Below are 11,611 nucleotides of genomic sequence, written 5' to 3'. Positions count from 1 at the left end.
CGGTGAAACTTCAGTGCCTGATGTATGGTGCGTCGGCATGACACCGGCATAAAGTGTGCCCGTGGGCGACATCAGCGCATCTCTGCCGATCCGGCCGCGGCAGCTGATCCGCGACCAGGTCTTCGCCACGCTCGCCGAAGAGATCATCTCTGGGCGCATGCAACCCCTCGAAGAGATTCGCGACCAGGACTTGCAGGCCGAATACGGCGTCTCCCGCACGCCCATCCGCGAGGCTCTCAACCGCCTCGCCGACCTCGGACTCATCGAGGTCAGCACCAACCGGTTCACACGCGTCGCGCCGGTCGACCTCGAGGCACAGGCAGAACGTGTCGAAACTGCGGTCGCGATGATCGGGTACTGCGCGATCACCGCAGTTCCCCGCTACAGCGACGAACAGGTCGCCTCCCTGCAGGCACGCGTCGACGGGCTGCTCACCACCGATCTCGCGGCAACCTCCAGCCGTGAAGGGCTCAGCCTCTGGTACGCGCTGTGGGGTGAGATCGTGCTCAACGCCCACAACCAGACGATGATCGACATCCTCGACGGACAGCTGGTGCTGCACCTCACCAGAACCGTGCCCGCGCAACCGGTCGCCGCAGAACTCGCCGCTTTCATGCGCACATCTCTCGAGCACCTGCGTGTGCTGCTCGACCGGCGCGACGGTGTGGGGGTGCGTGAACTCATCGAACCGCTGTTCCTGAGATCCACGATCGAGCCGCTGCGCGCGGCGGCCGCGCTCGCTGCCGCATCCGTCTCGGACTCCGGCGGCTCGACACCCGCGGGCCCGTTACCCGGGGATTGACATGCCCGACCGGCGGATCGACAGGCTGAACTCCACGCGATTGCTGGGAGGGGTCGAGCAGCCACCGCCCCTCATCACCTCGAGAGCGGATGCCGTCGTCGACTCGCTCGCGCACTCGATCGAGTCGGGCGAGCTGGCTCCCGGCGATCCCCTGTCGGTCACCGCACTCGTGCAGCGTCTCAACGTCGCCGCCGGCACGGTGCGGTCGGCCCTCGGCGCCCTCGAGGCGATGCACCTGATCGAGCACCGACTGAACAGGGCGTCGGTCGTGGTGACACCGACCCCCGCGTGGTTCGTCGCCGTCGCCGCCGAATGCTCGGGTCTGTCGATCGCAGCGGCCGACCTCGGCATCGCACAGGCGACCGAGGCGCAGGTCGCCGAGTTCGCTGTCCGGGCAGCGGCGGTACGCGAACTCTGGGCGACCGAAGAGAGCGACCAGGTCGTCGGGGCAGAGGGGCTGTGGGAACTGCTCGACCTGCTCGCGGTGTTCTCACGCAACCGCTACCTGAGCGCCCTGCACGCGTCGAAACGCACGGCGCTGGTCCTCGGCATCCGCTCTCTCAGCCGACCTCGCAACCCCGCGATGCTGCGATCAGTGGTCGACGCGCTCGTCGCTGCCGCCCGAGATCGTGACCGTCTCGAGGCGACCGACCTGGTGAGAGATCTCTATACGTTCGTGGTCGACGGGGTCACAGAACTCTGACCGGTCGGCGTCCACTCCTCGGCGAGGATGCCGTAGTTGAGGCCGTCGAGCCACTCGCCCGACCGGTGCAGAGCGGTCTTGCGGCTGAACTCCTCCCGGCGCATGCCGAGCCGCTCCATCAGACGCCATGACGGCTCGTTGTCGGCGAAGCATCCGGCGTGCACCCGACGCAGCCCCAGCGGGCCGAAGCAGACGTCGATCACCGCGCGGATCGCCTCGGTCGCGTAGCCGCGGCCGGTGTGCGTGGGGTCGAGCACCCAGCCGAGCTCGGCCTCGACGCCCCTCGCCTGATCAGCGACCTCGAGCTGCGCCCAGCCGTCACCGATCCTGATCATGATGTCGCCGATCGGCGTGGGCCCGTCGTTCTCCGTGATCAGCTCGACGAGGTACATCGACGTGAGCCGGCCGGGGTCGAGATACCGCTCGCGGAACTCCTCGAGTGTGGCCGGCGCGAGTCCGAGCCACCGGTTCACCTCCGGCCGTCGACGCCACTCCCACATGACGTCGACGTCGGGTGCCGTCATCGGCCGGATCTGCAGCCGCTCGGTACGGACAGGCCAGACGTCGGTGTGCGGCGAATCGGTCATCGCCCCAGCCTATTGAGGGGCGCGGCCGGACACTCGACGCATCTCGGCTGCGAGCGGCGCGTTCGTCTCATCGAACCGCCCGGTGATGTTGTCTCGCACCTCGGGAGACTTGTTCTGGCTCAGCTTGGCGCGCGCATCGAAGCGGTCGACACGCATTCTCAGGCCCACGGTGCCCTTCGCCGCCCGACGCGTGCCGGCCTCGTCCTCCGACAGGCTGCGCCCGTGCGGTGTGCTTTTCTCGAAGTGGTCGGTGAGCTGCGCGAGCATGGCGTAGTTCTCCTCCTCGCTGAGGATCTCGGGAGTGCCGTACAGGTGGGCGGTGACGTGGTTCCACGTCGGCACGAGGTCGCCCGGCGCATAGAGGCTCGGCGACACGTAGTCGTGGGGGCCCTGGATGATCACGAGCACCTCGTGCGCGCCCAGTTCATGCAGCTGCTCGTCCGGCCGACCGAAGTGGCTCGCGATCACGATCTCGTGTTCGTCTTCGATCAGCAGAGCGGGGTAATGGGAAGCGATCAGCCCTGTGCTCGCGGGGGACACGAACGTGGCCCACGGATTGCCGCGGATCAGGCGCTTCACCTCGAGCGGATCGGTCATCAGATAACGGGGTGTGTGGCGCATCAGAACTCCTCGTTCAGGGGGTGGGTGGTGGATCGGTGATGGATCAGTCGGGTGCGCACCGCGAGCGCGGCGCACACGATGACGGCCAGGCCGCCGAGCGCGGTGGGCCATCCGATCTGCTCATGAAGAAGCAGCGCGGCCCACGCGATGCTCATCACGGGTTGGACGAGCTGGATCTGGCTCACCTGGGCCATGGGCCCGATCGCGAGCCCGCGATACCAGGCGAAGAATCCGAGGAACATGCTCACCACGGCGAGGTAGGCGAAGGCGAGCCACTGCACGGGCGATGCCGTCGGCGGATCGGTGAGCGCCGATGCCAGAGTCAGCGCGAGCATCAGCGGAGCGGAGAGCACGACCGCCCACGACACGGTCTGCCAGGCCCCGAGTTCCCGAGCGAGCAGGCCGCCCTCTGCATAGCCGATCGCCGCTGCGAGCACCGCCCCGAAAAGCAGCAGATCGGCCCAGTGGAGTTCTCCGAAGCCGCCGTTCTGCAGCGACGCGAAGACCACCGCCGCGGTGGCACCGAAGGCGGCGAACCACCAGAATGCCCGTCCGGGGCGTTCATGCGTGCGGAGCACGACCATGGCGGCCGTCGCTGCGGGGAGCAGTCCGATCACCACGGCACCGTGGCTCGCGGGCGCAGCAGTCATGGCGAACGACGTCAGCAGGGGGAACCCGACGACGACGCCACCGGCCACGATCGCGAGTCGCCACCATTGCACCCTGGTCGGCGGATGCTGACGGGTGGCCGCCAGGGCGATGGCGGCGAGTGCTGCAGCGACGACCGCGCGGCCTGATCCGATGAACAGCGGCGAGAGGCCGCCGACCGCGATGCGGGTGAAAGGGAGGGTGAATGAGAAGGCAGCGACGCCCAGGAGACCCCACCAGAGTCCCGTGCGCGAGGATAGCGGCGCACGTGGCGGGACGATAACGCTACTCTGTTCTTTCATGGGCCAGGATAGCAGTGACCGGATCGTGGAGGAACTGCGTCGGTGGATCGCCGCCGCCCCACCGGGCGCCCGCGTGCCGTCGAATCGAGCGCTCGTCGCCGAGCACGGTGCGAGTCCCGTGACCGTGCAGAAGGCGATGGGGCGACTGTCGCGGCTGGGACTGGTGGAGTCCCGACCGGGCGCCGGGACTTTCGTACGGGCGCAGCGGCCTCCGCGCGCGGCCGACTACGGCTGGCAGACGTCCGCTCTCGGGGCGCCTCCCGCCCGACTCGCCGGCCTCACCTCGACGCAGCGCACCGTCGCTCCCGATGCGATCGGCATGCACTCGGGGTACCCGGCGGTCGACCTGCTTCCCGAGCGGTTGGTCCGTCAGGCGATCACCCGTGCGGCGCGCACACCGGCGGCGCTCACGCGATCCCCCGCCGCCGGAATGCCGGAACTGCAGGCCTGGTTCGCCACCGAGCTCGCGGCATCCGCACCGGCAGACGTCACACCGGCATCCGCCAGGGATGCGCTCGTGATCGCCGGCAGTCAGAGCGGGCTGAGCTCGATCTTCCGCGCCGTGGTCGGCGCCGGCCAGCCGTTGCTGATCGAGTCGCCCACGTACTGGGGCGCACTGCTCGCGGCTGAGCAGGCAGGCGTCGTCCTGGTGCCGGTGCCGTCTGGTCCGCACGGCCCCGATCCGGATGCCGTCGAGCGCGCCTTCGCCGAGACCGGGGCTCGCGCGTTCTACGCGCAACCCACATTCGCCAACCCGACCGGCGCCAGGTGGCCGACGTCGACGGGCCTCGCCGTTCTCGAGAGCGTGCGGCGACACGGTGCCTTCCTCATCGAAGACGACTGGGCGCACGATCTGGCCATCGACGGCGATCCGCGTCCGATCGCGGCGATGGACGATGACGGCCATGTCGTCTATCTCCGCTCGCTGACCAAGAGCGTCTCACCGTCGCTGCGGATCGCAGCGCTGATCGCCCGGGGCCCGGCGCGCGAACGCATCCTCGCCGACCGCGCCGCCGAGTCGATGTACGTGAGCGGGCTGCTGCAGGCGGCAGCTCTCGACGTCGTGACCCAACCCGCGTGGCGGAGTCATCTGCGCGGCTTCCGGGAACAGCTGCGGGCGCGACGAGATCTGCTGCTCTCGAGCCTCGCCGAGCACGCTCCGACGGCGATCGTCGAGACGGTTCCGGGTGGCGGCCTCAACCTGTGGGCGCGGCTTCCGGAGGGCACCGATGTCGTCGCCGTGGTCCGTGGATGCGAGGCCCGCGGGCTCATCATCTCTCCCGGGTCCGAGTGGTTCCCCGCTGAGCCCTCCGGCGCGTATGTGCGTCTCAACTACGCCAACGCCGACCCGTCGCGCTTCACCGAGGCGGCTGAGATCCTCGGCGGTGTCCTCGCCGCATCCTGAACGGAGTCAGCTCTCGGGCGGACCCTCGGGTCGGTGCGCGCGGCGACCGTACACGACGACCGGACGGCCCGCACGCTCCTGCCCTGGCAGCGGGCGCGAGCGCCGACCGTAGATCAGCTCGGAGGAGTCGAGCAGCCACGGCACGAGTGTGATCGACACCCCGTGCACGAGCATCAGCTGGTTGGCCAGTCGACGCGAGCGCCGGTTGTGCAGGAACGTCTCCCACCAGTGCCCCACGATGTACTGCGGCAGGTAGACCGTGACCACGGACGAGCCGTGCTTCTCTCGGTACTGCTTGATGAACTGCGTCACCGGCTGCGCGAAGGATCGGAAGGGCGACTCGACGATCACCAGCGGGATCGGCACGAGGTGATCGGCCCATTCCTTCTGCAGCTGAGCGGCATCGTCGGATGCGACAGCGACGTGCACCGCGAGAGTCTTGCCGTGCTTGGCGGCGATCGCATAGTCGATCGCTTTGATGACGGGCTTCTGCAGGCGGTTGACGAGCACGATCGCGAGGTCGCCCGTCGCGCCGAACTTGGTGGTGTCGTCGATCGCGATCTCATGCTCGACATCGCGGTAGTACCGCTTCACGCCCATCATCAGGAACGCCAGCACCGGGATCGCGAAGAACACCAGATATGCGCCGTGCGTGAACTTCGTGATCGTCACGATGAGCAGCACGGCGACGGTCATCGCAGCGCCCACCGAGTTGATGACCAGTCCGATCTTGGCCGAGCGACGATCGGATGCCGAGGCGCTGTCGACCCCTGATCCCGGGGTCTTCTCGGCCGGGCCGCGCAGCACGCGCCTCCAGTGCCGCACCATGCCGATCTGCCCGAGCGAGAACGAGACGAAGACGCCGATGATGTAGAGCTGGATGAGCGTGGTGAGCTTCGCCTGGAACACCACGAGCACGACCATCGCCGCGATGCCGAGCACGATCATGCCGTTCGAGAACACCAGGCGATCGCCGCGGGTGTTCAGCGCCTTGGGCGCATAGCCGTCGCGGGCGAGCACCGAGCCGAGCAACGGGAATCCGTTGAACGCGGTGTTGGCCGCGAGCAGCAGCACGCAGGCGGTCGCGGCCTGGATGATGAAGAACAGGATGCTGCCGCCGCCGAACGTCGCCGAGGCGATCTGCGCCATCAGGCTCGGCTGCGGGTTCGAGCAGTCGAAGCCGATCAGGTCGCACGGGTTCTCGGCATAGTGCACACCGGTGATCAGCGCGAGTGCGGTGAGTCCAGCGAACAGGCACGCCGCGATCGAGCCCATCAGCACGAGCGTGGTCTGCGCGTTGCGGACCTTCGGGGTGCGGAAAGCGGGCACGCCGTTCGACACCGCTTCGACGCCGGTGAGCGCCGAGCATCCGCTCGAGAACGCGCGCAGGATGAGGAGGATGACCGCGGCCTGGCCGAGGTCTTCGGAGTGCACGGCGAACTCGGCGCTCGAGGCGACCGGGGCATCGCCGAGGAACGTCCGGAAGAGTCCCGTCACGATCATGAAGCCGACCGAGGCGATGAACACATAGGTGGGGATGGCGAAGACGAGCGAGGCTTCGCGCACTCCGCGCAGGTTCACGAGGATGATGAGGATCACGAATCCGACCGCGAGCTCCACCCGCAGCGGGTCGAGCCCCGGCACGGCCGAGATGATGTTGTCGACACCGGATGCCACCGACACGGCGACCGTCAGCACGTAGTCGACCAGCAGTGCTGCCGCGACGATGACGCCGGGGATCTCGCCCAGATTCTTCGACGCGACCTCGTAGTCGCCACCGCCCGAGGGGTAGGCCTTGATGAGCTGGCGGTAGCTGAGCACCACGACGATCAGGAGCACGACGACCGCGACGGCGACGAGCGGCGTGAACGACAGGAAGGTCAGTCCGCCGATGAGCAGGATCATCACCAGCTCCTGCGGCGCATAGGCCACCGAGCTCAGTGCATCCGACGCGAAGATCGGCAGCGCCATCTTCTTCGGGAGCAGCTGATCGTCGACCTGAGCGCTCGTGAGAGGGTCGCCGATGAGGATGCGCTTCACGCGAGGCGGAGCGTCGAGGTTGTCCCGGGTTTCATCTGACACGTCGGGCGACATTACGCCCGCTGACGCTTCCCTCACGGGTTCCTCACGGAATCCCTACGGGTGCTCACGCGTCCCTAACGGAATCCTCACGTCCTAGCGCCCGTACCCTCGCGCGCTCAGTCCTCATGGGGGCGAGGCATGTACCACTCCGTGAACTCGGTGGCCCGGCCCTCGGCATCCAGACGGACGATCCAGAGGTTGAGGTAGTCCCGCTCGGCCGGGTACTTCGTGCGGCCCTCGATCACCACGAGATCGGCGTCCTCGCGGACGATCCACCACTCGAAGGTCCAGGTTCCCGGATCGTCGAGATCTTCGAGCCAGCCGGAGACGATGTCGGCGCGGCCGACGCGGGGCTCGGAATCGGGGCTCGTCAGATACTTCGCGTCTTCGCTGAAGAGCGCGGCGATCTGCTGCGGGTCATTCGATCGCCACGCCTCTACGTACGCTTCCGTCCACTTCTCGCCTGCGCTGGTCATGTCCTCCGTTGTAGACCTGGCCTCCGACATCGTCAAGGCGATCGGGGCCGATTTTTCTCATCGCGGATGCACAGCCTGTTCCGATCACGAACGCGTAACGTCGGATGCATGACGTCCCTTCAGGTCACCGATGACGCCATCCAGCAGACTCGGGAGCTCCGCGACGAGTTCCAGCGCTTCCTGCGCGAATACGAGTTCGGGATGCGGGAGGTCGAGACGAAGATCTCGATCCTTCGTGACGAGTTCACCCACCACCACGCCTACAACCCGATCGAGCACGTCAAGAGCCGGCTGAAGACTCCCGACAGCATCGTCGAGAAGATCGCCCGCAAGAGCATCGCCGAGCCCGACTTCGGGCGCATCCGCGCGGAGATCACCGACATCGCCGGCGTGCGCGTGACCTGCAGCTTCGTCGCCGACGTGTACCGCCTGTTCGATCTGCTCACCGCGCAGGACGACGTGACCGTCGTCACGGTCAAGGACTACATCGCCACCCCGAAGGACAACGGCTACAAGAGCCTGCACGCGATCATCGAAGTGCCCGTGTTCCTGTCGACCGGAGCCCTGTCGGTGCCGGTCGAGGTGCAGTTCCGCACGATCGCGATGGACTTCTGGGCCAGCCTCGAGCACAAGATCTATTACAAGTTCTCGAACCAGGTTCCCTCGCATCTCGTCGAGAGTCTGACGGATGCCGCCGAGGCCGCCGCCGAACTCGACAGCCGCATGGAGCGCCTGCACCGCGAGGCGCATGGGGTGCCGCAACGCCAGCTGGCGCCGCCGCCCCCGCCGCACGTCGTGCAGGTGTGACAGGGATTCTGCCGCCGACGGCGGCGCACGCGGGCGAGCGGTGTTGCGCGCGGCAGCGCCGCCCTGGGAACATCGACAGGTGGTGAAGACGCAGCAGCCCCCGGTCGCCGACCTCGAGCGGACTCTCGTCGAGGTGCCCGGTCTCGACCGCGGACGCCAGCTCTGCGAATGCGACCACGGTGACGATGAGGCCTATGCCGCCTGTGGACGCAAGGCCAAGTGGCGGGTCTCCGTCGACTGCGTGTGCGGCGAGAACCACCCTCGTCGCGTCGAGATCCTCTGCTCGCGGTGCCTGCGCACGCTGCGCGACTCCCAGGACCGCGACACGATCACCGCACGCCGCCTCTGACCGTGCACCGCCTCCGAGCGCGCGCCGCCTCTGAGAGCGCGCCGCCTCTGACCGCGCGCCGCCTCCGGCGACACGCAGACCTGCGACCATCCGTTCGGGTGCCCGCTCCGAACAACCGCTGACCACACCCGTCGGCGGTGCGAAGGAGCAGACCATGGCACAGCGCAGCAAGGGCAGACGATTCATCTTCTGGGCAGCACTCTCGGGTGTGATCAGCGGAGCCGTCTTCCTCGCCACCGCTGAGCTGTTCGCCCTGATCTTCGCGCGCTCCGCGAGTCCGATCCTCGCGGTCGGCGGGTTCGTGATCGACATCGTGCCGCAGCCGTTCAAGGAGTTCGCGATCGCGACCTTCGGCGAGTACGACAAGATCGCGCTTCTGGCCGGACTCGGTCTCGCGGTGGTGATCGCGTCGGCGATCGCCGGAATCCTTCAGCTGCTCCGTCCCCCGCTCGGCGTGATCGCCCTGGTGGTCGCGGGCGCGCTCTCCACCGCGGCGATCGTGACCAGGGCGGGTGTCACGCCCCTCGCCTTCCTTCCTCCCGTGCTCGGAACCATCGCGGGGTCGATCCTCATCGTCCTCCTCGTGCGCCGCCTGAAGACGTGGAAGGCATCCGCTGTTCCTGTCGCGATGGTCGATCGCAAGGGAGAGAGCGTCGGTACGGGCCTCCTCGAGAACTCGGACGCGGATGCCACGACGGTGGCGAAGCCGATCGGTCGCCGTCAGTTCTTCCTCCTCACCGGCATCGCGGGAGCATCCGCCGTGATCGTGGGCATCGCGTCGCGGGCAGTGAGCATGACCGTCGCCTCTGTGGCCACGATCCGCGACGCGCTCAAGCTGCCGTCGCCGAAGTCGACCGTGACCGTGCCGAAGGGCGCGGAGCTGGACATCCCGGGACTCAGCACGCTGTTCACCCCCAACAAGGACTTCTACCGCGTCGACACGGCGCTGACCGTGCCCACGATCGACCCCAGCACCTGGCGCCTCGTGATCGACGGCATGGTCGACCAGCGGGTCGAGATGAGCTTCCAGGACCTCCTCGACATGGGGCTCGACGAATACGCGATCACCCTGACCTGCGTCTCCAACGAGGTCGGCGGCGACCTCGTCGGCAACGCGAAATGGCTCGGTGTGCCGCTGCGGGATGTGCTCAAGAAGGCCGGCGTGAAGTCGGGCGCTGACATGGTGCTGTCGAAGAGCGTCGACGGATACACCGCCAGCACGCCCTTGTCGGCACTGACCGATGACAACCTCGATGCGATCCTGGCGGTGGGGATGAACGGCGAGCCGCTGCCGCTCGAGCACGGGTTCCCGGTGCGCATGGTCGTTCCTGGCCTCTACGGCTACGTGTCGGCGACGAAATGGCTCACCGAACTGAAGGTGACGACGTTCGACAAGGACGAGGCCTACTGGACTCCGCGCGGATACAGTGCCGAGGCGCCGATCAAGTTCGCCTCACGCGTCGACACGCCCAAGGTGGGCGAGGCCGTCAAGGCGGGCCGCATCCCGATCGCGGGCGTCGCGTGGGCGCAGACGGTCGGTATCGAGCGCGTCGAGGTGCGCATCGACGAGGGCGACTGGGTGCCCGCGACGCTTTCTGCGCCGATCAACGAGGACACCTGGGTGCAGTGGTTCATGGAGTGGGATGCCACTCCCGGCACGCATTACGTCGCCGTGCGGGCGGTCAACAAGAACGGCGACCTGCAGATCGAGGAGCGCGCGCCGATCGCGCCGAACGGGTCGGCGGGCTGGCAGCGGTCGTTGATCCGCGTCGCCTGATGCCGGTGCGGCCTGTCGGATCTCGCCCTAGGGTGGAGCCATGACGTCGCTCCCCGCCTGCGTGATCACCGTCTCCGACCGCTCTTTCGCGGGTGAACGAGAAGACCGGGGCGGGCCGATCGCCGTCGGTCTGCTGCGGGATGCCGGGTGGCACTGCCCGGATGCCGAGGTCATCGCAGATGGTGCCACCTCCGTCGCCGACGCGCTGCGTCGGGCGGTCGCCCGCGGGGTGCGGCTGATCGTGACGACGGGAGGCACCGGCGTGAGTCCACGCGATCAGACCCCCGAAGGCACCCGTCGGGTGATCACTCGGGAGGTGCCGGGGATCGCCGAAGAGCTCCGCCGCAGCGGCCTCGCCGACACTCCGCTGTCGGTGCTCTCTCGTGGTGTGGCAGGCATCGTCGACCCGGGCGGATCGCTCGTGGTGAATCTTCCTGGGTCGCCCCGGGCCGTGGCATCCGGTGTTCCCGTCGTGCTGACCGTCGCGAGACACGTGGTCGACCAGGTCGAGGGCGGGGACCACTCGTGAACGAGGTGCGGATAGCGGCGATCTCCGACGAGAAGCTCGACGTCGACGCGCATCTCGCCGCGGTCGACGACCCTGCTCTGGGCGGGGTCACGACCTTCATCGGCCGCGTGCGCGACAACGACCCCGACGCGACGACTGCGGTGGTCGGGCTGGAATACAGCTCGCACCCCGACGCCGAGTCGACGCTGCGACGGATCGCCGAAGAGGCGGCAGCGGATGCCGTCGGCGACGCCAGAGTGGTGGTGGCCGTGAGTCACCGCATCGGGCGCCTCGACGTCGGCGATGCGGCCGTGGTGATCGCGGTCGCCGCAGAGCACCGTGCGGAGGCCTTCGAGGTGTGCCGTGCGGTCATCGAGGACATCAAGAAGGCACTGCCCGTGTGGAAGCGTCAGGTCGAGTCCGACGGCTCCACGTCGTGGAAGGGCATCGGCGGCTGAACCGAGCTGCGGCTGCTTCACGCGGCCATTCGCGCTTCTGAAGGCCGTTTTCGGTATCAGCGTCCTTCTGAAGCGCAGATCGCCGC

Annotated in this window: 13 protein-coding genes; 8 read left to right on the top strand and 5 right to left on the bottom strand. The window is 67.9% G+C overall.

What is annotated here, in order from left to right; genetic code table 11:
- The first annotated feature begins 61 nt into the window (after positions 1-61).
- Positions 62-802 (top strand): GntR family transcriptional regulator, encoded by a 741-nt coding sequence (locus ACIP5T_RS09700; protein ID WP_400862666.1) that lies wholly within the window; start codon positions 62-64, stop codon positions 800-802.
- 1 nt (position 803) lies between these two features.
- Positions 804-1,505, top strand: a complete 702-nt coding sequence (locus ACIP5T_RS09695) for a GntR family transcriptional regulator (RefSeq protein WP_400862664.1) — start codon at positions 804-806, stop codon at positions 1,503-1,505.
- Here the strand turns inward: ACIP5T_RS09695 and ACIP5T_RS09690 are convergent.
- From ACIP5T_RS09690 to ACIP5T_RS09680, 3 genes are read right to left on the bottom strand one after another with little or no spacing between them, the layout of a single operon-like run.
- Positions 1,469-2,092, bottom strand: a complete 624-nt coding sequence (locus ACIP5T_RS09690) for a GNAT family N-acetyltransferase (protein WP_400862662.1) — start codon at positions 2,090-2,092, stop codon at positions 1,469-1,471. The two genes, ACIP5T_RS09695 and ACIP5T_RS09690, sit on opposite strands and share 37 nt — an antisense overlap.
- Positions 2,093-2,101: 9 nt before the next feature.
- Positions 2,102-2,713: an FMN-binding negative transcriptional regulator gene (locus ACIP5T_RS09685; RefSeq protein ID WP_400862660.1), complete on the bottom strand. Its 612-nt coding sequence runs from the start codon at positions 2,711-2,713 to the stop codon at positions 2,102-2,104.
- On the bottom strand, positions 2,713-3,663 hold the full coding sequence (locus tag ACIP5T_RS09680; protein ID WP_400862659.1) for a DMT family transporter: 951 nt from the start codon (positions 3,661-3,663) through the stop codon (positions 2,713-2,715). The genes ACIP5T_RS09685 and ACIP5T_RS09680 overlap by 1 nt, the downstream gene beginning before the upstream one ends.
- Here ACIP5T_RS09680 and ACIP5T_RS09675 point away from each other — a divergent pair.
- Positions 3,662-5,068, top strand: a complete 1,407-nt coding sequence (locus ACIP5T_RS09675; RefSeq protein ID WP_400862657.1) for a PLP-dependent aminotransferase family protein — start codon at positions 3,662-3,664, stop codon at positions 5,066-5,068. The genes ACIP5T_RS09680 and ACIP5T_RS09675 overlap by 2 nt on opposite strands.
- 6 nt (positions 5,069-5,074) lie before the next feature.
- Here ACIP5T_RS09675 and ACIP5T_RS09670 read toward each other — a convergent pair whose 3' ends face one another.
- Together ACIP5T_RS09670 and ACIP5T_RS09665 are read right to left on the bottom strand one after the other, a co-directional pair.
- The gene (locus ACIP5T_RS09670; protein WP_400862656.1) at positions 5,075-7,162 is read right to left on the bottom strand and encodes an APC family permease; all 2,088 of its coding nucleotides are present in this window, start codon (positions 7,160-7,162) and stop codon (positions 5,075-5,077) included.
- Positions 7,163-7,266: 104 nt separating this feature from the next.
- Positions 7,267-7,626, bottom strand: a complete 360-nt coding sequence (locus ACIP5T_RS09665; RefSeq protein ID WP_400862654.1) for a nuclear transport factor 2 family protein — start codon at positions 7,624-7,626, stop codon at positions 7,267-7,269.
- A gap of 108 nt (positions 7,627-7,734) precedes the next feature.
- On the opposite strand from ACIP5T_RS09665, the gene ACIP5T_RS09660 reads away from it, so the two are divergent.
- From ACIP5T_RS09660 to ACIP5T_RS09640, 5 genes are all read left to right on the top strand, one after another.
- Positions 7,735-8,433: a GTP pyrophosphokinase family protein gene (locus ACIP5T_RS09660; RefSeq protein WP_400862653.1), complete on the top strand. Its 699-nt coding sequence runs from the start codon at positions 7,735-7,737 to the stop codon at positions 8,431-8,433.
- A 79-nt stretch (positions 8,434-8,512) separates the two neighbouring features.
- Entirely contained in the window at positions 8,513-8,782 is a 270-nt protein-coding gene (locus tag ACIP5T_RS09655; RefSeq protein WP_400862651.1) for a hypothetical protein, read from the top strand.
- A 154-nt stretch (positions 8,783-8,936) separates the two neighbouring features.
- Entirely contained in the window at positions 8,937-10,559 is a 1,623-nt protein-coding gene (locus ACIP5T_RS09650) for a molybdopterin-dependent oxidoreductase (RefSeq protein ID WP_400862649.1), read from the top strand.
- A 40-nt stretch (positions 10,560-10,599) separates the two neighbouring features.
- The gene (locus ACIP5T_RS09645) at positions 10,600-11,088 is read left to right on the top strand and encodes a molybdenum cofactor biosynthesis protein B (protein ID WP_400862648.1); all 489 of its coding nucleotides are present in this window, start codon (positions 10,600-10,602) and stop codon (positions 11,086-11,088) included.
- Positions 11,085-11,525 (top strand): molybdenum cofactor biosynthesis protein MoaE, encoded by a 441-nt coding sequence (locus ACIP5T_RS09640; RefSeq protein ID WP_400862646.1) that lies wholly within the window; start codon positions 11,085-11,087, stop codon positions 11,523-11,525. The genes ACIP5T_RS09645 and ACIP5T_RS09640 overlap by 4 nt, the downstream gene beginning before the upstream one ends.
- The last annotated feature ends 86 nt before the right edge of the window (positions 11,526-11,611 follow it).

This window comes from Microbacterium sp. NPDC088619, assembly GCF_044752825.1.
Classification (GTDB): domain Bacteria; phylum Actinomycetota; class Actinomycetes; order Actinomycetales; family Microbacteriaceae; genus Microbacterium.
The sequence above is the reverse complement of the archived record's forward strand: the minus strand, read 5'-3'. Positions and strand labels throughout refer to the sequence as shown.

Bases quoted from the DNA above. Each gene is read 5' to 3' on its own strand.
- ACIP5T_RS09695 (WP_400862664.1), top strand. From the start codon at position 804: ATGCCCGACCGGCGGATCGACAGGCTGAACTCCACGCGATTGCTGGGA.
- ACIP5T_RS09690 (WP_400862662.1), bottom strand. From the start codon at position 2,092: ATGACCGATTCGCCGCACACCGACGTCTGGCCTGTCCGTACCGAGCGG.
- ACIP5T_RS09685 (WP_400862660.1), bottom strand. From the start codon at position 2,713: ATGCGCCACACACCCCGTTATCTGATGACCGATCCGCTCGAGGTGAAG.
- ACIP5T_RS09675 (WP_400862657.1), top strand. From the start codon at position 3,662: ATGGGCCAGGATAGCAGTGACCGGATCGTGGAGGAACTGCGTCGGTGG.
- ACIP5T_RS09680 (WP_400862659.1), bottom strand. From the start codon at position 3,663: ATGAAAGAACAGAGTAGCGTTATCGTCCCGCCACGTGCGCCGCTATCC.
- ACIP5T_RS09670 (WP_400862656.1), bottom strand. From the start codon at position 7,162: ATGTCGCCCGACGTGTCAGATGAAACCCGGGACAACCTCGACGCTCCG.
- ACIP5T_RS09665 (WP_400862654.1), bottom strand. From the start codon at position 7,626: ATGACCAGCGCAGGCGAGAAGTGGACGGAAGCGTACGTAGAGGCGTGG.
- ACIP5T_RS09660 (WP_400862653.1), top strand. From the start codon at position 7,735: ATGACGTCCCTTCAGGTCACCGATGACGCCATCCAGCAGACTCGGGAG.
- ACIP5T_RS09650 (WP_400862649.1), top strand. From the start codon at position 8,937: ATGGCACAGCGCAGCAAGGGCAGACGATTCATCTTCTGGGCAGCACTC.
- ACIP5T_RS09645 (WP_400862648.1), top strand. From the start codon at position 10,600: ATGACGTCGCTCCCCGCCTGCGTGATCACCGTCTCCGACCGCTCTTTC.